The 19,255-nt window shown below is 41.3% G+C and carries 21 protein-coding genes and 2 pseudogenes; 10 read left to right on the forward strand and 13 right to left on the reverse strand.

The window, feature by feature from the left end; genetic code table 11:
- The first annotated feature begins 59 nt into the window (after positions 1 to 59).
- Together JMN17_RS01645 and JMN17_RS01650 are read left to right on the forward strand one after the other, a co-directional pair.
- A pseudogene (locus JMN17_RS01645) lies at positions 60 to 202 on the forward strand (hypothetical protein).
- Positions 135 to 2,168 (forward strand): GH32 C-terminal domain-containing protein, encoded by a 2,034-nt coding sequence (locus JMN17_RS01650; RefSeq protein WP_202327108.1) that lies wholly within the window; start codon positions 135 to 137, stop codon positions 2,166 to 2,168. The pseudogene JMN17_RS01645 and the gene JMN17_RS01650 overlap by 68 nt, the downstream one beginning before the upstream one ends.
- Positions 2,169 to 2,264: 96 nt before the next feature.
- Here the strand turns inward: JMN17_RS01650 and yraA are convergent, their stop codons facing one another.
- The 3 genes from yraA to JMN17_RS22050 form a co-directional block, all read right to left on the reverse strand.
- Positions 2,265 to 2,774: a cysteine protease YraA gene (gene yraA / locus JMN17_RS01655; RefSeq protein ID WP_087993812.1), complete on the reverse strand. Its 510-nt coding sequence runs from the start codon at positions 2,772 to 2,774 to the stop codon at positions 2,265 to 2,267.
- A gap of 150 nt (positions 2,775 to 2,924) precedes the next feature.
- A complete protein-coding gene (locus JMN17_RS01660; RefSeq protein ID WP_087993813.1) occupies positions 2,925 to 3,974 on the reverse strand; it encodes an NAD(P)-dependent alcohol dehydrogenase in 1,050 nt (349 codons plus the stop codon).
- Positions 3,975 to 4,162: 188 nt separating this feature from the next.
- Complete coding sequence (locus JMN17_RS22050; protein ID WP_087993814.1) at positions 4,163 to 4,462, reverse strand: 4-carboxymuconolactone decarboxylase; 300 nt, start codon at positions 4,460 to 4,462, stop codon at positions 4,163 to 4,165.
- A gap of 180 nt (positions 4,463 to 4,642) precedes the next feature.
- On the opposite strand from JMN17_RS22050, the gene adhR reads away from it, so the two are divergent.
- Together adhR and JMN17_RS01675 are read left to right on the forward strand one after the other, a co-directional pair.
- Positions 4,643 to 5,041: an aldehyde stress transcriptional regulator AdhR gene (adhR, locus tag JMN17_RS01670; protein ID WP_087993815.1), complete on the forward strand. Its 399-nt coding sequence runs from the start codon at positions 4,643 to 4,645 to the stop codon at positions 5,039 to 5,041.
- Positions 5,042 to 5,278: 237 nt separating this feature from the next.
- Positions 5,279 to 5,557 (forward strand): HPr family phosphocarrier protein, encoded by a 279-nt coding sequence (locus tag JMN17_RS01675; RefSeq protein ID WP_087993816.1) that lies wholly within the window; start codon positions 5,279 to 5,281, stop codon positions 5,555 to 5,557.
- Positions 5,558 to 5,669: 112 nt separating this feature from the next.
- On the opposite strand, the gene JMN17_RS01680 is transcribed toward JMN17_RS01675, so the two are convergent.
- Genes JMN17_RS01680 through JMN17_RS01700 form a run of 5 tightly spaced genes read right to left on the reverse strand, consistent with a single transcriptional unit; the run spans position 5,670 to position 7,987 of the window.
- Complete coding sequence (locus tag JMN17_RS01680) at positions 5,670 to 5,969, reverse strand: spore coat protein (RefSeq protein WP_202327110.1); 300 nt, start codon at positions 5,967 to 5,969, stop codon at positions 5,670 to 5,672.
- 15 nt (positions 5,970 to 5,984) lie between these two features.
- Positions 5,985 to 6,182: a hypothetical protein gene (locus tag JMN17_RS01685; RefSeq protein WP_087993817.1), complete on the reverse strand. Its 198-nt coding sequence runs from the start codon at positions 6,180 to 6,182 to the stop codon at positions 5,985 to 5,987.
- Positions 6,183 to 6,200: 18 nt separating this feature from the next.
- The gene (locus JMN17_RS01690) at positions 6,201 to 7,337 is read right to left on the reverse strand and encodes a zinc-dependent alcohol dehydrogenase (RefSeq protein WP_087993818.1); all 1,137 of its coding nucleotides are present in this window, start codon (positions 7,335 to 7,337) and stop codon (positions 6,201 to 6,203) included.
- 18 nt (positions 7,338 to 7,355) lie between these two features.
- Positions 7,356 to 7,724: a spore coat protein gene (locus JMN17_RS01695; protein ID WP_087993819.1), complete on the reverse strand. Its 369-nt coding sequence runs from the start codon at positions 7,722 to 7,724 to the stop codon at positions 7,356 to 7,358.
- A 17-nt stretch (positions 7,725 to 7,741) separates the two neighbouring features.
- Positions 7,742 to 7,987, reverse strand: a complete 246-nt coding sequence (locus JMN17_RS01700) for a spore gernimation protein GerQ (protein WP_087993820.1) — start codon at positions 7,985 to 7,987, stop codon at positions 7,742 to 7,744.
- Positions 7,988 to 8,412: 425 nt separating this feature from the next.
- Between JMN17_RS01700 and JMN17_RS01705 the strand changes: the two genes are divergently transcribed.
- Both JMN17_RS01705 and JMN17_RS01710 read left to right on the forward strand, forming a co-directional pair.
- Complete coding sequence (locus JMN17_RS01705) at positions 8,413 to 9,168, forward strand: metal-binding protein ZinT (RefSeq protein WP_202327112.1); 756 nt, start codon at positions 8,413 to 8,415, stop codon at positions 9,166 to 9,168.
- Between the two features lie 149 nt (positions 9,169 to 9,317).
- A pseudogene (locus JMN17_RS01710) lies at positions 9,318 to 9,916 on the forward strand (autotransporter-associated beta strand repeat-containing protein); the annotation flags it as partial.
- Positions 9,917 to 10,119: 203 nt separating this feature from the next.
- Here the strand turns inward: JMN17_RS01710 and nikE are convergent.
- The 5 genes from nikE to nikA are packed head-to-tail and all read right to left on the reverse strand — an operon-like array spanning position 10,120 to position 15,212.
- Positions 10,120 to 10,941 carry a nickel import ATP-binding protein NikE gene (gene nikE, locus JMN17_RS01715; protein ID WP_087993822.1) on the reverse strand — a complete coding sequence of 274 codons (822 nt, stop codon included), beginning with the start codon at positions 10,939 to 10,941 and terminating at the stop codon, positions 10,120 to 10,122.
- A 24-nt stretch (positions 10,942 to 10,965) separates the two neighbouring features.
- On the reverse strand, positions 10,966 to 11,793 hold the full coding sequence (gene nikD, locus JMN17_RS01720) for a nickel import ATP-binding protein NikD (RefSeq protein ID WP_202327113.1): 828 nt from the start codon (positions 11,791 to 11,793) through the stop codon (positions 10,966 to 10,968).
- An 18-nt stretch (positions 11,794 to 11,811) separates the two neighbouring features.
- Complete coding sequence (gene nikC / locus JMN17_RS01725; protein ID WP_202327114.1) at positions 11,812 to 12,642, reverse strand: nickel ABC transporter permease subunit NikC; 831 nt, start codon at positions 12,640 to 12,642, stop codon at positions 11,812 to 11,814.
- A complete protein-coding gene (gene nikB / locus JMN17_RS01730; protein ID WP_202327116.1) occupies positions 12,639 to 13,583 on the reverse strand; it encodes a nickel ABC transporter permease subunit NikB in 945 nt (314 codons plus the stop codon). Before nikB ends, nikC begins: the two co-directional genes overlap by 4 nt.
- A gap of 9 nt (positions 13,584 to 13,592) precedes the next feature.
- Entirely contained in the window at positions 13,593 to 15,212 is a 1,620-nt protein-coding gene (gene nikA / locus JMN17_RS01735; protein WP_087993826.1) for a nickel ABC transporter substrate-binding protein, read from the reverse strand.
- A 404-nt stretch (positions 15,213 to 15,616) separates the two neighbouring features.
- Between nikA and JMN17_RS01740 the strand changes: the two genes are divergently transcribed.
- The 4 genes from JMN17_RS01740 to JMN17_RS01755 all read left to right on the forward strand — a co-directional run bounded on the left by JMN17_RS01740 (position 15,617) and on the right by JMN17_RS01755 (position 19,121).
- A complete protein-coding gene (locus JMN17_RS01740; RefSeq protein WP_087993827.1) occupies positions 15,617 to 15,967 on the forward strand; it encodes a DUF2200 domain-containing protein in 351 nt (116 codons plus the stop codon).
- A 440-nt stretch (positions 15,968 to 16,407) separates the two neighbouring features.
- Positions 16,408 to 17,253 (forward strand): MerR family transcriptional regulator, encoded by an 846-nt coding sequence (locus JMN17_RS01745; RefSeq protein WP_202327117.1) that lies wholly within the window; start codon positions 16,408 to 16,410, stop codon positions 17,251 to 17,253.
- 413 nt (positions 17,254 to 17,666) lie between these two features.
- Positions 17,667 to 18,236, forward strand: coding sequence for a flavin reductase family protein (locus JMN17_RS01750; protein ID WP_087993829.1), 570 nt, complete (start codon positions 17,667 to 17,669; stop codon positions 18,234 to 18,236).
- Positions 18,237 to 18,860: 624 nt separating this feature from the next.
- Positions 18,861 to 19,121, forward strand: coding sequence for a hypothetical protein (locus JMN17_RS01755; RefSeq protein WP_087993830.1), 261 nt, complete (start codon positions 18,861 to 18,863; stop codon positions 19,119 to 19,121).
- Positions 19,122 to 19,255: the final 134 nt, after the last annotated feature.

Genomic DNA, 19,255 nt, shown 5'->3' on the forward strand with positions numbered 1-19,255 from the left:
GGAAACTGCGGCAGTCTATCACATATCAATCATTCGGATAACAGCGAAACAGAGGAGAATTGCCAGAAACGGACCAACTTATGCAGCAGTCTCTCTTGAAGTGTTCAAACATGAAGAGAGGAGCGAAGAAACAAATGAAAAAGAGACTTTCTCAAGTCATCATCATGTTCACCCTGCTATTCACTATGGCATTTTCGGTTGAGGCAGCTGATTCAAGCTACTATGATGAGGATTATCGTCCTCAATATCATTTCACGCCGGAGGCAAACTGGATGAATGATCCAAACGGGATGGTATATTATGCTGGAGAATATCACTTGTTCTATCAATACCATCCATACGGACTTCAGTGGGGACCCATGCATTGGGGGCATGCCGTGAGCAAAGATTTGGTTACGTGGAAGCACCTTCCTGTTGCGCTGGCTCCGGATGACAAAGGCACGATCTTTTCTGGAAGCGCAGTTGTAGATAGAAATAACACAAGCGGTTTTCAAACAGGCGAAGAGAAGCCGCTTGTGGCTGTTTATACACAGGACAGGGAAGGCCATCAAGTGCAAAGCATTGCTTATAGCAATGACAAAGGAAGAACGTGGACGAAATACGCTGGAAACCCTGTCATTCCGAACCCGGGAAAAAAAGATTTTCGCGATCCAAAGGTCTTTTGGTATGAAAAAGAAAACAAGTGGGTGATGGTGCTTGCGGCCGGTGACCGAATCCTCATTTATACATCAAAAAATCTGAAGCAGTGGACATATGCAAGTGAGTTTGGACAGGGACAAGGGAGCCATGGGGGAGTATGGGAGTGCCCGGATTTGTTTGAGCTTCCGGTAGACGGCAATCCGAATCAAAAAAAATGGGTGATGCAGGTCAGTGTCGGAAACGGAGCGGTTTCGGGAGGATCAGGCATGCAATATTTTGTAGGGGACTTTGATGGAACTCATTTTAAAAATGAAAATCCGTCAAACAAAGTTCTCTGGACGGATTACGGCAAAGACTTTTATGCGGCTGTATCCTGGTCCGATATTCCATCCTCAGACGGCCGGCGGCTATGGTTAGGGTGGATGAGCAATTGGCAATATGCGAATGATGTTCCTACCTCCCCATGGAGAAGTGCGGCGTCTATTCCAAGAGAGTTAAAATTGAAAGCGCTTACTGGAGGAGTCAGGGTCGTCCAAACACCAGTAAAAGAGCTGCAAACCATTCGCGGAACCTCTAAAAAGTGGAAGAATCAGACCATATCGACCACAAGCCAAAATGTGTTAGCGGGCCTATCTGGAGATGCGTATGAATTACATGCAGAATTTCAAGTGACACCACGTTCAGCTGCTGAATTTGGTTTTAAAGTTCGAACAGGCAGAAATCAATTCACAAAAGTCGGCTATGATCGAAAAAATGCCAAACTGTTCGTTGACCGAAGCGAGTCGGGGAACGTCACCTTTAATCCGACCTTTAACACCGGAAAACAAACAGCTCCGCTGAAACCGGTAAATGGAAGGGTAAAGATGCGCATTTTTGTCGACCGCTCTTCAGTTGAAGTATTTGGGAATGACGGACAGCAGGTCATAACCGATATCATTCTCCCGGATCGATCAAGCAACGGTCTTGAATTATATGCGGCGAATGGCGGTGTAAAGATGAAATCTTTAAAGATATACCCTTTAAAAAAGGTATGGGGAACATCACCTTTCATCTCTAATTTGGCTGGCTGGACGACTGTAAATGGCACGTGGGCCGACACAATTGAAGGAAAACAAGGAAGATCGGAGGGTGATTCCTTTATTTTGTCTTCAGCATCCGGATCTGACTTCACCTATGAATCTGATATCACTATTAAGGATGGAAACGGAAGGGGGGCAGGAGCGCTTATGTTTCGCTCTGACAAAGATGCCCAAAACGGTTATCTTGCCAATGTGGATGCGAAACATGACTTAGTGAAATTCTTTAAATTTGAGAACGGTGCTGCTTCTGTCATTGCCGAATACAAAACACCGATAGACGTAAATAAAAAGTATCATCTGAAAACTGAGGCTCGGGGTGATCACTTCAAAATCTATTTAGATGATCGTCTTGTAATTGATACGAATGATTCTACATTCTCCGAAGGTCAATTCGGCTTAAATGTGTGGGATGCAACTGCTGTCTTTCAGAATGTAAATAAGGGATCTTAAATAGAGGGGTTCATGTGATATAGCAAACGCGATTACCTGGCTAGCAACATTTTTTCTTAAAAAAAGGCACAGACCTAAACAGTCTGTGCCTTCTCATTATTTCAACAACTTCAATGATTCGCGGTTAAATGCTTCCAAATCATCAGGTGTTCTGCTTGTGACAATGTTGTGGCTGACGATGACTTCTGCATCTTTGTAATTTGCGCCGGCATTGATTAAATCTTTGCGGATGCTGCGGTAGCCTGTGATATCTTTGCCTTTCAGGAGATCCGTATCAATTAGTACTTGCGGGCCGTGGCAAATAGCGAAAACCGGTTTTTCATTTTCGACGAATGCTTTCACGAATTCACCAGGGCGATCATCTGCACGGAGCAAATCCGGAGAGAATCCCCCAGGAATTAAAAGTGCATCAAATTCACTTGCATTCACTTCTGAGATTGCTTTATCGATCTTTACTTTCTCTCCATGCTTACCGGTAACTTCTTTGCCAGCTTCCAAATCGATAGCTGTGACACTATAGCCAGCTTCCTCGTATGCTTTTACCGGACTTGTATATTCGATATCTTCGAATTGGTCTGTAACGAGAACTGCAATTTTTTTGCTCATATAAAAAACCTCCTATACCCTCTTTATGCCCATAGAATAACAGGAAGATTGACCGGCCTTCAAAACATTTGCTTAAGAAGATCGTTTTTCGTGAATTTCTTTTAAATAAAAGCGGGTCAGCCCATTTAAGGACTAATCCATTTTTTAGAATTACAATGTGGAAATATCAATCACAAATCGATAACGGACATCACTTTGGAGGATACGTTCGTATGCTTCGTCTACTTGGTTAGCGCGGATTACTTCGATTTTAGGTGCGATGCCATGTTCAGCAGCGAAATCAAGCATCTCTTGAGTTTCGGCAATACCGCCGACAAGAGAACCTGCGAGGCTGCGGCGTCCCATGATTAAGGAAAACACACTGTATGTGTCCTGCTCAGCGGGCGCTCCGACATTTACAAGTGTTCCGTCAATACGAAGCATTGATAAATAGGCGTCTACATCAAGATTCGCGGATACTGTATTTAAGATCACGTCAAAACGCCCGGACAATGCAGTGAATGTCGCTGGGTCACTTGTAGCAAAGTAATGATCTGCCCCAAGTTCCAGCGCTTCCTCTTTTTTATTCAAAGAGCGGCTCAGGACGGTTACCTCTGCACCCATCGCATGTGCAAATTGAATTGCCAAATGTCCAAGACCTCCAACTCCTACAATGGCAACCTTTTTACCAGGCCCAACATTCCAGTGTTTCAGCGGGGAATACGTTGTGATACCTGCACACAATAGCGGACTGGCAACATCCATTTCCAAACTGTCTGGAATTCGGACAACAAATCTGTCGGTGACAACGATTTTTTGGCTGTACCCGCCATACGTCGGATTTCCATCGTAGTCTAGTGAGTTATAAGTTTGAACAACGCCCTTTGTGCAGAACTGTTCCTCACCGCTGAGACAGTATTCGCATTCTCCGCAGGAGTCAACAAAACAGCCGACACCAACGCGGTCCCCGACAGCAAACTTAGTCACTTCTGATCCAACAGCTGTTACGACACCGGCAATTTCATGTCCGGGCACCATTGGGAATATGCCTCCCCCCCATTCATCAAATGCGCTATGGATGTCTGAATGGCAAATGCCGCTGAATTTTATATCGATTAAGACATCATGCGGCTGTAATTCTCTTCGCTCAATCGTCGTTTGCTCAAATTTGGCTTTTGCATGTGATACGCTTAATACACGAGTTTGATGTTGATTACACATATGAACCTACCCTTTCTTTATCATAAGTGGTTGTTCGTAAAAACATGCACTTATTTATGTTTTATCGTATCTTCAACATAACGATAAACCTTAAAGTCCGCTTTAAGGCAAGGGTTTTTTGAAAAAAACTTCATCTCTAATTGAATTTGATAGATAACGAGCTTGGATGAACTCAAAACGAGAACATTTTATAAGGTATGGTACACGTCATCATGAACAGGCTCTAACCAAACCGTTTCCCCCGGTGTAATGGCTAAGTGCGCAAACCAACTGTCTTTTGTCGCACCGTGCCAATGTTTTACATGGGGTGGGATATTTATGACATCTCCAGTGCAATTAACTGAGACTGTAATCATGCTGCGATCCCGCGGAGACAGTTCTTCCTCTCTTGCCAAAATGTCACCGAACAGAACATCATCGTTAAGTTGAGCAAACTTTTGCGCTGATTTTCCTCGTATATCTCGTCCAGCAGTTTGTTTTTTTGCCATTTAGCAATCCCTCCATCTAAACTGTTTTTATTGCATGGAGAAGTATAGAGCTTAAAGTGTGCTTTAAGGCAAGTCTTGAATTTTTGAAAAAAGATTCAGCTGTTAAAACTTGTTTCCGCTTGACTTAAAGTTAACTTTAAGTGTTACCTTCAAAACATGCAGGACAGAGAGGTGAAAAGTATGAATATTGCGCAGGTGGCAAAGCAGTTCGGCCTCACAGCGGCGACACTCAGATACTACGAACGTGTCGGATTAATCCCGCCGGTAAAACGAAAAGAAAGCGGCATTCGCGATTATGATGAAGAAGATATCAAATGGATTGAATTCATTAAATGCATGCGAAATGCGGGTCTATCGATTGAAGCGTTAATAGAATATACATCGTTATTTACTGAAGGAGATCGTACGGTAGAAGCCCGCAAAAATATCCTGGCTGATGAAAGACAGCGGCTCATAGAGAAGCGGAAAGAAATTGATGAAACAATTAAAAGATTAGATACAAAAATTGAAGATTATGATGGGAAATTACGTGAAAATGAGGCTAAGCTTAAAAACAGGCCTAAAACGGAAGATAAGTGACAAGGTAGCATTCTTTGCCTCCGAGGGGGGACAGGTTGTTTCGAGCTTATTTCCCCGTCAAGAAATGGTGAATAAAAAGAGGTGGATTCGATTACTTATTCGATTGGAGGATTTGCAAACATCATCGGTGTGACAACAAGTACCCTCAGGTAATATGAAAAGGAGGGCTCCTGACTCCTCATCGAAATGAAAATAACATATAAATACCGTTAATATGGGAAGAAGGAGCAGGGAAGCATGATTGAAAAACAGTATACGATTATTGCAAGTACAGGTTTTGCCCGTGCAGCAACTTTGTTGGTTCGTGCAGCCTGCAAATTTCGCTCTCATATATTTCTTTTATATGAGGAGAAATCCGTTGATCTCAAAAATCCGCCCAAGTCCCTTATTGATGTGATGTCATTAGGCATTACATCTGGTACCCACATTCAAATCAGAGCTGAAGGGATTGATGAAGAACAGGCTTTGCAGACGATAGAAGACCGGCTGGGAAGAAGCGGGTTCACGAAGAGTTAATATATTGATAAACATAAAATGAAATGTCGAAAGTTTAAAGATGATTCAACTTTTAAAAACATTAGCTGAGGAACCGTTTTGCCAATCCATACTGCTCCTCAGCTAATGTATGTTAAAGGGTTGGCAACTGAATCGCAGTTTCGATATTTTTTAAATTCAGCTTGACTTGTTCGTCTGTGTTCCAAGGATGGTACCAGCCCTTTTCCATCATATAGCTTGAGATTTGTTCGTGCATATCGAGAGCTTCTTCCAAATGCCTGGTAAGGATCTCTTTCACTTCAGGCGTCCCAGCTTCAGTTGCGGCCATCGCATAATTTCTGACTCCGTTTTTTGCTGCAATCAATAAGTCCATGGCAATGATTTGGTCTGTTAAGACGTTCATGCCGGTGAGATATTCAATGATAGGATTCATGATTCATTCATCTCCTCATTCATGCTTTGCATTAGTTAAAATAGAAGCAAATTCCTGTAACTGTCGTGTCGTAATGTCAACGTCTTGCTGCATGATTTCTTTAAGCTTCGGATCAGACACCAGCGCCTTCATTGTTTTGGATTTCGTCAAACAAAGGGTCTTAAATGCAGTCATTTCTTGGACCTCAAGCACTTCATGTAAGGCGTATTCCATTTCTGTAACCTCCGTTTTTTAAGGCTTTAACACTACTTTTATACAGTCATCCATTTTTGTATCAAAAATGTCATAACCATGCTTAGCTTCACTAAGCGGCAGAACATGGCTTACAACATCTCCCGGATCAATTTTGCCCGTTGACACTAATTCAAACATGTATGGCATATAGTGGATCACCGGAGCTTGTCCAGAGCGTATATTGATGTTTCGCTGCATGATATCACCTAACGGAAAACCGTTATATCTTCCTCCATACACACCTGTAATTTGGATGGTTCCGCCTTTGCGAACGGCTTGGGAAGCAATGACCAATGCACTCATCGTTCCGCCATGAAGTTTTAATCCGCTGGCAAGGAACTCGAGGTCGCTCATTTTCCCATCCATCCCAACAGCGTCAATCACAACATCCGCTCCGCCTTTGGTGATTTCTTTCAAGTAACTCCCTGTATTTTCATGGTCTTCAAAATTAACGATTTCTACTTGATTTGTTCGTTTGGCATGCTGTAAGCGGTAGTTTACATAGTCAACCGCTATGACACGCTTTGCGCCCTTTAACCAACAAAACTTTTGAGCAAAAAGGCCGACTGGCCCGCAGCCGAGAACAATAACTGTATCGCCGTCTTTTACACCGGCATTGTCTACACTCCAGAAACCGGTGGTCATGGCATCGGATATCACGCTTAACTTCTCATCGGGCTCCTCACAGGTTTCAGGAATTTTAAAATGGGTAAAATTCGCAAATGGCACTCTTAAATATTCTGCCTGCCCGCCTGGATAACCGCCAGTATCCCCTGAATAGCCGAAATAGGCGCCCATTTCTCCGTTGTCATTAGATTGATCACACTGACTTTCCAGCTGGTGTTTACAAAAAAAGCATTCACCGCAGGCGATCGTAAAAGGGATAATGACGCGATCGCCTTTTTGCACCTTTGTCACTCCCGGCCCAACTTCTTCAACGATTCCCATCGGTTCATGGCCGATGACATAGTCTTCTTGCAGGTTAGGAATCAATCCATGGATTAAATGCAAATCCGATCCGCAAATGGCTGTACTGGTAACTTTTATAATCATGTCATCGGATTTTTCAATCTTTGGATCTGGCACATCTTTGACAACAACATTTTTAATGCCTTGATACGTTACGGCCTTCATGCTGTAAAACCTCCAGTGTTAGTGTTCATCAGGTGTCCGGTCAAACATCCCTTTTCGATTTGTTTCAACAGGAAAGAGATTCATGTTGCCGACCATGATCGTGTTTTTTGCAGAGAGCCGATCCAGTTTATATTGTTCGCTCAGCTCATACGGGTGGAACCATTTTTTGCTTATCATCAGTTCTGTAATCTCTTGGTGCATCGCGATTCCTTGCATCAGCTGTTTCCGCAACAAGGCTCTTACATCTGATGATGCGGTTTCAGTCAATGCTACAGCTGTATTTCTCACGCCTTCTTTTGCTCGTATAAGAAAATCCAATGCAAATGTAGTGTCTGCAAGTTCAGGCACATTTAGCGAATTAATAGGGTCTAAATGATCATGGTTCAAATTTGCTTACCTTCCTTTCAATTGATGATTGGCGTTGGGCGGCTTTGAGGGACGGGGGCCTGAAATGGCGCACGCTCATAAACCGCTTGTAAATCAGTAAGATCTTGAATGGCTTGCTGCACATCGTTTTGCATCAAGTCTTTCAGGTCTTGGTCAAACACAAGTCCCTGCATTAATTTCGATTTCGCTATACAAAGTGTTTTAAAGTTCACGATTTCATGTAAATCTACAGCCTCGTGAGCAGCTAATGTTTGATGATCCATATTGATTTAACCTCCTTTAATCAACGTTACTTTTCCCTAAATGAATTTGAAGCATACAGAAAGAACATTGCGCCGCGAAAAATTGCATATTCAATATAAATTGAATGATAAACAGTCTGTACGTGGTGACGTCGGCCTAACGGCTCCTGCTGCAAGTTAATGAAATGATTACAAACAACTGATTAAAAGGGGGTTTTCTATAAGGATAGGGTATCTTTGAAACGAAAACTTAGGAATGATTCCACTTTTAAAGGACTTAATTTATTGATCGGATGTAGGCAAGTCAGACGCACGGTGTTTATAAGGAGAGAGGGGCTGGAAAGTGCACTCAGTCATGATTCAGTCATTTTCCCTTTGATATTTTAACAAGATCGTTGTATAATACAAATCGTAATTATTTCGTTTTAATGAGAAGGAGTGTTGTAATGGGAATTTTATTTGGTAAGAGGTTAGGTATATTAACGATTGGTTCATTACTAGTATTGGCAGGATGTCAGGCTTCAGATTCATCAAAAGGTGAGTCTCATAAAACAAGTTCATCAGTTTCAGAAAACTCTTCTAAAACCCAAGAGCAAACATCTGAATCTCATGATCATGATCATGAACACGATCATAGTCATGCACATGCACATGATAAAGAGACAGAAAAAATTTATGAAGGCTATTTTAAAAACAGCCAAGTAAAGGATCGGTCACTTTCTGATTGGGAAGGAGACTGGCAATCAGTATATCCGTACCTGCAAGATGGCACTCTTGATGAAGTATTTTCACATAAATCAGAACATGAAGGTGACAAGACAGCTGAAGAATATAAAGAGTATTATAAAAAAGGGTATAAAACAGATGTTGACCGTATCTTAATCCAGCAAGATACTGTAAAGTTCTTCAAAAACGGAAAAGAATATTCTGGTAAGTATACTTATGACGGGTATGAAATTTTAACATATGATGCGGGCAATAGAGGGGTAAGATACATTTTCAAACTGGATAAAAAAGCTGAAGGCCTTCCTCAGTATATTCAGTTTAGTGATCATAGTATCTATCCGACTAAAGCTAGTCATTACCATCTGTATTGGGGTGCTGACCGTGAAGCTTTACTTGATGAAGTCAAAAACTGGCCTACCTACTATCCGTCAGAAATGGACGGACATGATATTGCCCATGAGATGATGGCGCATTAATTGGGGAGTAACATGCCCATGAAGTGTATTATTTCTTTTTTTTACTGTGAAAATAGATAGAAAGGGATAACGTCTACCTTTGTAGAGAGTGATTACTCAGATGTCTCTGAAAAAGCTGCTGACGAGGAGTCAGCAGCTTTTTCGCCTCTTCCGGCTATCCTGTTCTTGATGATGCAGAAGGGTGGGGAAGGCTTGATCTCTTTTCCGCGCTGATGGCTATGGCGCTTTTATGGATTCTTCCAAAGGCGGCTTCTATGCACTCGATCGCTGGCGCAACGATATCTCCGGCATCGAAAAGCTGACCAAAAAGGGGACAGGCACGTTAAAGCTGGAGGGGAACAATACATACTCTGGCGGCACGCGGATTAATCAGGGTACGCTTGAGGGCGGCTCCGAGACAGCTTTTGGGAGAGGTGATGTTTCAAACAACAGAGGCATCCTGAAGGAAGGTGTCTCAGGAAAACTGATCATCGGCGGAGACTACAAACAATCAGCCAAGGGTATACTTGAACTCAATCTCAGCGGTAAGCATAATCTGCTCAAAATCAAGGGCAAAGAAAAATTAAAAGGGACATTACGTCTCCATTTTTCGGACAATTATATACCGGAGGACGGACCCGCGATCATCACCTGTCATAAGCGTAATGGATCCTTTTCTTCAATCGAAACCACGGGCTTGCCAAGCAAGTACAAAGTGAAGCTCGTCTATCAGTCCAACAGTATCCAATTAAAAGTCAAGGGAAATTAAGTTTGCGTGGTGTGCTGATGCCTGGGGGGTTATACCATAAAGAGTATCAAGCTGGTGCTCGTTTGGCGCCAGCTTTTTTGTGTTTATCAGTGTTCGTGCTGATTGATTGCGCCGGTGATCAGGCTGACCGAAGAACGATTTCATTGCCTTTGTCATCGGAAAGAGGCATTGCTAGTTGACGTAATGAAAGGGCTTAAGCAAGTTTATCGCTGAACCGTTTTTGTTCCTATCGAACGAAAGCGCGGGTGTTCTGCAAGTATGGAGCTTTTCATCTCTTTTACTGCTGGATGGTCTGACGCAAAGAACTGATGTTTGGACTCGTAAAGTTCAACTAATTTTCCGTTATCCAGTACACCTAGTGTGTCACTCAATTGATAAGCGGCTTTCAAATCATGCGTAATAAAAAAATACGATAACCCAAACTCATCTTTGAGCTCTTTTAACAAATCGAGTATAAGCATTTGGGTTACCATGTCCAGACTGCTGACTGATTCGTCTAATACGATCAGCTTCGGTTTGAGCGAGATTGCTCTAGCGATATTGATCCGCTGCAATTGACCGCCGCTGAATTGGTGCGGGTATTTTGTTAAATCCTGTTCACTTAAGCCTACTCTTTCCAACAGCTCGATGATGGTTCGCCTTTGTTCCGCTATTGTAAGTGTTTCATAGTTTTCTAATGGTTCTGCGATAATCCGTTCCGCTGTCATTCGCGGGTTGACGGACGAGTATGAATCTTGAAAGACAGCTTGAAGGTCACGACGGATTTTTCGCCGGATCGATTTATTTGCGCTATACATATCATGGCCTTGGAAAAGGATTTGACCTGATTGCGGCCGTTCTAACCCAAGCAATACTTTTCCCAATGTACTCTTACCGGCTCCGCTTGGCCCAATCATGCCTAAGCATGTACCCTGCTCAATCGAAAAGCTGACATCGGAAAGGACTTGTTTAGATGGGGTTTGCCATTTAAACAATGTCCGAGCCCCATAACAATGACTAACTCCTCTCACTTGTAATAAACTCACTTCATCACCCCGTATCAAATTCTGTCAACATGATCCAATGGAACGTTTATCTATTGGCAATGTCAAACGTGCATCCAATAGCTTCTTTGTATATTCATGATTTGGTGCATCAAACAGCTGAAACACATCTGCTTTTTCTGCGATTTTTCCTTTCTGCATCACAGCAACTTCATCCGCCATTTCAGCAATGACGCCCAGATCATGAGAGATGAGCAAAATCGCCGTTCCACATGTAGAGCGCAGGTCATCTAAATGTTTCAGCACGGTCTTCTGATTATTGACGTCTAGTGCAGTTGTGGGTTCATCCGCAATCAGAATGGCCGGATGTAAGCAAACAGCGGTTGCAATCATCACCCGTTGAAGCATTCCGCCGCTTAATTGAAAAGGGTAAGATTTTAAAAGTTTAACAGGATTGGATAAGCTCACATGATGCAATGCTTCGATTGCAAGCTCCTTTGCCTGCTTTTTGGTAACAGAGGTATGAGAGCGAATGGTTTCGATCAATTGATGGCCAATCGTAAAAACGGGTGTAAAAGCGTTCATCGGATTTTGCATAATATAGGCCATATCTTTGCCGCGGATTTTGCGCATTTCTTGATCTGCCAATCCGTTTAATTCTCGGCCTTGTAAGGAAATGCTTCCTTCCACCTTGGTTGTTTTCTGATGAAGCATCTGAAGAATGGACATGCCCGTTACTGTTTTTCCGCATCCGCTCTCACCAATCAGGCCAAGGATTTGACCTCGCTTCAGTTCGAAATTGACGTCTTGCACTAGGGTTGAAACTCCTTTTTGCGTTTTGGCCTGTACATGCAAATCTCTCACTTTGAGCACCGGTGATTGTTCTGTTCCCAACTTCCTCATTCCTTTTTATCATCGACGTTTAACTCCGTATTTTTCTGATAAACTCTCGCCCAATAAATTGAATGTTATAACGACAACCATGATCATCAGCCCTGGATAAATCATCAACTCAGGGTTCGTCCGAATATACGATTTACCTTCATGAATCATCGCTCCCCATTCCGCAGCCGGGGGCTGGACGCCTAATCCAAGAAACGACATAGCAGATATGTCCATAATGGCCCAGCCCATTTCCAATGTACCCATGACAACGAGGGGAGGGAGCACATTAGGTATGATATGTTTTTTCAGAATCTTCCATTGTGATGATCCATTGATTTTTGCGGCTTTAATAAAGTTTTCCTCTTTCAGGCTAAGCACCATTCCTCTAAAGATTCTCGCATAATAGACCCATTGCACCAGCATGAGGGCAAGAATGACTTGAGGAAGTCCAGGGCCGAATATGCCCACTAGACCAAGAACTAAAATTAAGTTTGGAAAGGCCATCACACCATCACAAAATCTCATTAACAGCTGATCAACCCATCCGCCTTTATATCCTGAAATCGTACCGACAATGAGACCGATCACGAGTGAGGAAATAAAAATGAGCATTGCAAATCCCAAAGAAATCCGTGTTCCGTACAAAAGGCGGGATAAGTTGCATCTTCCTAAATGGTCAGTTCCTAAAGGGAACTCCAAGGATGGAGGGTGCAGCTTATATGCCAAATGAACAGCAACAGGATTATTCGGCGCAATCCAAGGGGCAAATACAGCGATGAGAAACAGAATGGATAGTATGGTGATGCATGCCGTTATCACTTTTTGACTTTTGTATATCCTGCGTATGCTTGTAATCATCGATACTGCCCTTCTTTCCTGGAAATGCGCGGATCAATATACATTTGAATGAGATCAACGATTAAGCTGCTCAATATAAAAAAGGCGGCGGCTATGAACACATAGCATTGAATGACAGGGATGTCACGATTGAAAATGGCCTCGATAAAATAACGGCCAAAGCCAGGCCGAGAAAAAACCACTTCAACAATAATGGTTCCGGTGAGAAGTTTGCCAAGATTCATTCCTAGGCCTGTAATCATCGGAGAAATGGCCATTTTCAATACATGCTTAGCCATAATGCTTTTATTCTTCAGTCCTCTGATTTTTGCGTATTGGACATACGGTTCTTGCAGGTTTTCTATCACACTGGCGCGCAAAAGCCTTGTATACATTGCAATTAAAGGAAGCGCCAGCGTCATTGACGGCAGTACGAGGTGCTGCCATGTCCCAATTCCTTCTACTGGAAAAAGATCTAATTGAACAGAAAAGAAAAAAACCAACATATACCCTAACCAAAAAGTCGGAATGGATGCCCCGAAAAAGGAAATGAAGCGACTGATATGATCAATTGCGCGATTTTTTTTGATTCCAGTAAAGAAGCCGAGAGGCACACTGACAAGCACCGCGATCAATAAACTCCCAAGCGCAAGTTCGATCGTTGCTGGCATTCGGAGGGCAACCTCGTCCCAAACCGGCTTATTCGAAACATAAGATATGCCAAAATCGAATTGGCATATCTTCAAAATAGAGTTTACATATTGGATAAAGAATGGTTGATCTAAGCCAAACTCATGTCTCTTTTGTTCTAAAATGTCATCGTTTGGCTGGATATGCGCTGCGGCTACATACGCTTCAGCCGGGTCAACCGGTGAGAGTTGAATCATTCCAGTTGTCAGAAGCGCAGCTAAAAGAAACACTGGAATGATGGACATGATTCGTTTCAATATATAGATACCCATAAAAGCCTCCTACTGCTTCATGCGAATACCTGTAAATGGATGTTCGTCACGATTGGCAGGGAAAGTAAAGTCTGTCATATTCTTTTGGTAGATCGCTGTCTTTTTAATATAAGAGATCGGAACGATGGCTCCCTGATCTTGAAGGGATGTTAAAATAGATGAGTAAAGCTTTTGACGCTCTTTTTCATCAGTTGTTTGAGGAACCTTTGCCATCTGCTTCAATAACTTATCTTTGTTTGGATAGGCAGAAATCGCTTCATTAAATCCAAACCCTTTTGACGCGACAATGTTTACAAAGGTATGCGGGTCATAAGGCGCGCCATAGTTGCTAAAGAAGTTCATATCAAATTCATTCGCTTTGAACCGTTTAACCTGAGTCGCCAATTCTACTCCTTCAAGATTCAACTTCACTCCAATCGCTGCCCACTCTGCTTGCAGCGTTTCTGCCATTGCTTTTTGAATGGATTCCGCTGAATCATACATTAAACTAAATTCAAGAGGCTTTCCGTCTTTCTCACGCACCGTTTTGCCATTCGGAAGTTTCCAGCCGGCCGCATCTAATAACGCTTTCGCTTTTTCTGCATCATATTTTACTGGCTTTACATCAATATCAGACGTGTATGGGAAAGTTGTCGGCAAAATATGATCTGCTTTTTCTTCTAACCCGGAGGTAATGCCTTCCACCATGGCGTCTTTATCAAAACCGTAGTGCAGGGCTTGGCGCACACGTTCATCAGAAAGTTGTTCTTTTTTCGTATTCATGACAAGCTGTCTCGTCGCTACCGGTTCAGAAAGACTAGTTTCATACTGACCTGTCGATTGCAGCTGCTTGTATGCATCCAAGCTGATGACGCCTTCACCGTAAATTAAGTCCAATTCACCTTTTTCAAATGCGAGCACTCTTGTTTCTGCGTCCGGGATGACTTTCACCTTGATTTTCTCGACTTTAGGCTTTTCACCCCAATAATTTTCGTTGCGTTTAAAAATCGCATATTCATCAGCTTTATATTCGTCCAATACCCATGGACCCGTTCCCACCGGTTTTGCGACACCTTTTGATGTATCGCCATCCTTAGGGAATCCAGCCTCTCCTAAAAACCGAACAGGCCGTACGACTGCCAGCTCCTGAATGGTTGGGTAATAGGGTTCAGTCATTGTCAATTGAAATGTATGATCATCGATCACTTTTGTTTGAGCTATTTTTGTTATAAATCCTAACCAGCTATGTAACTCAGGATGTTTTAAAATGGAGTCGAAATTCTTTTTCGCGATTTTTGCGTTAAAGGTTGTTCCATCCGAGAATTTGACATCCTTACGCAAATGAAATGTATACACTTTACCGTCATTAGATAGATCCCAAGACTCAGCTAAATGCGGTTTAAGCTTCCCTCCAGTTCCATAAGTGACCAAAGGCTCGTATACCATTGATTGGGCAAACAATTGGGAAGGGTTATAGACATGCGGGTTCATTTCGCCTATATCTCTAGGCCAAGCAATTGTGACCATATTGTTATGTTTTTTCATCTCTGTTGAATTTCCTGCATTAGTACATCCTGCTAATAAAATAGAAAAGATGAGCATGGATAAGAAAGTAATTTTAATTTTCGAACGAATCTTCCCGCTATGCATCTGTATTTCCTCCTAAGTGATGTTGATAATCATTTTCATTTTAAGGAGGCATCATACTCTTGTCAATGTAAGAATATAGGTATTGATTATTTTGAAACTAATAAAGTGTTAACTCATAGATCTGCATTCATCATATCTTTCCTAAAGTCATAATTAGTGAAAATTTTACCACTATACGGAAATGATCCGGTGAACAAATCCTTGCTCATCTGAATATGAATCTTACTCTTAGAGATGAGGATTTTGAATATAAAAACACCATCTTTCTATAGCGAAAGGTGGTGCTTATTTTGTATCAAGCTTTGAAGTCAAAAACATATGTGGCATCGAAATAAAATTTGATACAATTATGTTAATAGCTGAATTGTAACTATTCCCCAAACAAGCCACAAAGGAGGATTATCATGACTAAACATAAGATTTATACAATGAGTGTCGCAAAAGTTTATCCCTATTATATTTCGAAAGCTGAGAAAAAAGGACGCACAAAATCAGAAGTCGATGAAATCACTCGTTGGTTGACAGGATATAGCCAGAAAGAGTTAGAAGGGCAACTGGAAAAACAGACAGACTTTGAAACCTTCTTTGCGAAAGCCCCCCAACTGAATCCTTCACGGGCTTTGATCAAAGGTGTAGTCTGCGGCGTCCGAGTGGAAGATATCGAAGAATCAACGATGCGGGAAATCCGCTATTTGGATAAATTAATCGATGAGCTAGCAAAGGGGAAATCGATGGAGAAGATTTTGCGGAAATAATAATGACAAAGAGACACTGTATTTATATAGGTTTACTTTTAAGTCATTAATGATCAACCTTTTTTATAAAAAATGTATACGAATTCACAAAAAAGACATCCATTTTGATCAAACATTTTTCGAAATGGATTCTTTTTATTTGTTCTAAAATGGGTTTCTAGAGATCCTTTTTATTTCAAAGCCTTAAAAAATCTTTAAAATCAAGGGTTACCATTTTTACTATATTATTAAAGTGGTAAAGAAAGGGATGGTTTTACTCAGGAAGATCTGACGGTAGATCATCTGTAGACAAGATTAGACGTAGGATTAAAAACGAACTGGAGGAAAAAGAAGATTGTCTTAAAACGGTTTTTTTCTCGGAGATCGTTCAGTTAGGATTTTGACTGTCATCGTGCATAATGAAATTTTTAAGAACGAACAAAGAAGAAAGGATGAGTTTGATGAAGGAATACTTTTCGATTGGGGAAACAGCCCGTCTCAATCACATCTCAATTCAAACATTGCGCTATTATGATAAGATCGGGATTTTCAAGCCTTATTATACAGATCAGGATAATGGCTATCGATATTACCATGTTAAACAGTTCTTTTATTTAGATATCATAAAATATCTCAAATGTATTAAAACACCTTTGGAAGACATTAAGCGCATTATCTCACATACATGTACCCCTGAACGGATGCAAACCTTTCTTGACGAGCAAGAAAGCGTGATTGAACGTGAAATGGAAAGACTCGAACGTGCCAGGCAATTGCTTCATAGAAGAAAGAACCAGCTTCATGAACAAGTGGAGATACGCACTAAAAAAGAAGAAGGTCTAGTTTATGTTCGACATATAGAAGGCCAAACCATTTTAAAAGCAGCGACACCTCAAGTGAATCCTCATGACCAATCAGATTTGTATTACCGAAAATTGGCTGAAGTCCTTGAAGAGAGAGGAGATATGGTTGATAACTATTATGGACTTATTTATGATTTAAAGCCTTATAAAGATTCCGGTGATATTTATTGCAACAGTGTTTATACGACCATTCATGATGGAGTAAAGATAGAGATAGAAGGACAAAACATGACGATCGATTCTTTCCCATCCGGTGAATATGTGTGTATCTCATTTGATTGCTCTGTAACAAATTATTTTTCATACTATCAAAAACTGTACCATTTTATTGAATCTCATGGCATCCAAACGGATGAAAAAGTATATCAAATTTCTCTTCCAAACAGCTACGACTCATTAAGAGAAGAAGACTTCCTCACAGAATTTAGAGTGCGGAAAAAATAACGAACCCCTTGACCCTATCGTTGCTATAGGGTTTATGATTTATGCATCGTTCTTATGAATTTGTAAAAGGAAGGATGTATAAGATGAAAAATAAAAGAGGTAAGACGCTTCGCTTACTTATGCGGCAATGGCAAGGCGCAAACAACCCTCCGTATGTACTTGGAGCCCATTTATTTAACGGGCTTGCACCTAAAACGAATGATCCATTTGAAGAAATGCCAGGATGTAGCCAAAGCCTATGATGTTGCAGGACTTGGGATTACAGAACATTTTCCATTGGATGCGTATAACTTACAAAATGTGTTGCAGTGACTTCCATTATTGGAGGATATCAACAAAAAGACGTTGAAACACGTTTTATCGTATTTCAAATTCTAATAAAAAATAAATCTAAAACAAAAGGAGCGATGAATATGAGAGCGCCGATAGACGAACCAACTTGGTACTCCTACCCTGGAATGGTAGCTGTCGTTACGGCTCAATATGAAGGTGAAAAAAACGCAATGGCTTCTGGATGGCACACGTATATTGGATCTTCTCCTGGCATGTATGGGGTCTCAATAGGCAAAGGGACATATACTTACAAAATGATTGAAAAAAGCGGTGTTTTCGGTGTGAATTTTCTTCCAGGGAGATGTTCGGAATTCATTCAAGCATTAGGCACACATAGCGGCAGAGATATAAATAAGTTTGAAGCATTTCATATTCAATACGAAGAAGGACGAAAAGCTGAGATACCGATTTTAACAGATGCGTATTTTGCTTATGAGTGTAAAGTACACAGTATATCCACTTTGGGCGATCAAGAGTGGGTTGTGGGAGAAGTATTACAGAGATATCAAGATAAAGAGCTTTTCTTAAAAAATGGAATGCCAAATTTAGAGAAGCTGGATATTCCGCTTCATATTGGAGAGTCCAGCTATCGAATACTAAATAGTAGAGCAGAGGAACATCAACATCCCTTTGGTCCCAATGCTGATTGAAACGTGCAAGTTCCTTCAACTTCATTGTTGTGTGGTATACATGCTCATAAAACCCCTATGTCTTGGGTAAACCCAAATGCATTTATCATCTCAGACACAATGATCGTAAGAGTTGAGGAAACCACTATCAAAATAAAAATCAATGGATGTATGTGCAGCGGTTTCCGCTGGAAATCCATTGACTTCGCCTTAGCAAAAAAAGACCCAAAGACCGTGAAGCTTCTTCAAGATAGCTTTGCGATCTTTTTATTTCTAAGCCTCAATTTATCTTCCGATGGAAAGTATTTCAACTTTCTCTGCCGATCAACATTAGTCCATAAAGGAAAGGGAATTTCCAGATTTATCAAAAAAGTCAGTAAAGCTTTACGCAACCAAAATAAAATGCGTCCCGTTCATTTGCAGATTCATGATCCCAAAAATGAACTTTCCCTATTGAATTGCCCTCATAGTCAAGCTTATTTGCAATTGGAATTCTTCCATGAGGGAATTCATCTTTATACGCCTCTATATCGTAGACAAGTGAATGATCATTGTTATTTACTCAACTAAATCGTCCGCTATTAATTTGTCTTTCACCCAAGATTATGTTTATGGTTAGTTGATGTTTAAGAAAGGATGGGGATGATGAAAAACTTAGGTGGGATTTCAATTTTATTTTTCTTGATCTCGTTGATGGTTTTTGGAATTTCGTTTTTTAATGAGGACCTTTTTTCAGGACCAGTTATGATATTCTTTTCGATTGTTCTACCGTTAATTGGATTTATTGTTGCACTTGTAAGTAAGAGCGGTAGGACAAAGTTTGTTGGTCTTATCGGGAATGCCATTATTCTTATTGGAGCAGGAGTAATACCAGCTGCTTCGACGATGTTTTGGAATCAGCCTTAAACATCGGTAAAACGGGGGGCAGTGTCACTTGCTCTTGTTGGGGGGCAAGTGTTGACAACCCTATTAGCGGGTTTACTAAAGAAGGAGTATAAAACCTGTATCAATGATGTTACTAGATATCTACGACACAGGTT

The sequence above is a fragment of the Bacillus sp. RHFS10 genome (genome assembly GCF_016757475.1).
GTDB lineage: Bacteria > Bacillota > Bacilli > Bacillales > Bacillaceae > Bacillus > Bacillus subtilis_G.

Bases quoted from the DNA above. Each gene is read 5' to 3' on its own strand.
- JMN17_RS01705 (WP_202327112.1), top strand. From the start codon at position 8,413: ATGGGAATTTTATTTGGTAAGAGGTTAGGTATATTAACGATTGGTTCA.
- JMN17_RS01685 (WP_087993817.1), bottom strand. From the start codon at position 6,182: ATGGAATACGCCTTACATGAAGTGCTTGAGGTCCAAGAAATGACTGCA.
- yraA (WP_087993812.1), bottom strand. From the start codon at position 2,774: ATGAGCAAAAAAATTGCAGTTCTCGTTACAGACCAATTCGAAGATATC.
- JMN17_RS01750 (WP_087993829.1), top strand. From the start codon at position 17,667: ATGAGAGCGCCGATAGACGAACCAACTTGGTACTCCTACCCTGGAATG.
- JMN17_RS01745 (WP_202327117.1), top strand. From the start codon at position 16,408: ATGAAGGAATACTTTTCGATTGGGGAAACAGCCCGTCTCAATCACATC.
- JMN17_RS01680 (WP_202327110.1), bottom strand. From the start codon at position 5,969: ATGAATCCTATCATTGAATATCTCACCGGCATGAACGTCTTAACAGAC.
- nikA (WP_087993826.1), bottom strand. From the start codon at position 15,212: ATGCATAGCGGGAAGATTCGTTCGAAAATTAAAATTACTTTCTTATCC.
- nikB (WP_202327116.1), bottom strand. From the start codon at position 13,583: ATGGGTATCTATATATTGAAACGAATCATGTCCATCATTCCAGTGTTT.
- nikC (WP_202327114.1), bottom strand. From the start codon at position 12,642: ATGATTACAAGCATACGCAGGATATACAAAAGTCAAAAAGTGATAACG.
- JMN17_RS01700 (WP_087993820.1), bottom strand. From the start codon at position 7,987: ATGGATCATCAAACATTAGCTGCTCACGAGGCTGTAGATTTACATGAA.
- JMN17_RS01650 (WP_202327108.1), top strand. From the start codon at position 135: ATGAAAAAGAGACTTTCTCAAGTCATCATCATGTTCACCCTGCTATTC.
- JMN17_RS01690 (WP_087993818.1), bottom strand. From the start codon at position 7,337: ATGAAGGCCGTAACGTATCAAGGCATTAAAAATGTTGTTGTCAAAGAT.
- JMN17_RS01660 (WP_087993813.1), bottom strand. From the start codon at position 3,974: ATGTGTAATCAACATCAAACTCGTGTATTAAGCGTATCACATGCAAAA.
- JMN17_RS01675 (WP_087993816.1), top strand. From the start codon at position 5,279: ATGATTGAAAAACAGTATACGATTATTGCAAGTACAGGTTTTGCCCGT.
- JMN17_RS01740 (WP_087993827.1), top strand. From the start codon at position 15,617: ATGACTAAACATAAGATTTATACAATGAGTGTCGCAAAAGTTTATCCC.
- adhR (WP_087993815.1), top strand. From the start codon at position 4,643: ATGAATATTGCGCAGGTGGCAAAGCAGTTCGGCCTCACAGCGGCGACA.
- JMN17_RS22050 (WP_087993814.1), bottom strand. From the start codon at position 4,462: ATGGCAAAAAAACAAACTGCTGGACGAGATATACGAGGAAAATCAGCG.
- JMN17_RS01755 (WP_087993830.1), top strand. From the start codon at position 18,861: ATGAAAAACTTAGGTGGGATTTCAATTTTATTTTTCTTGATCTCGTTG.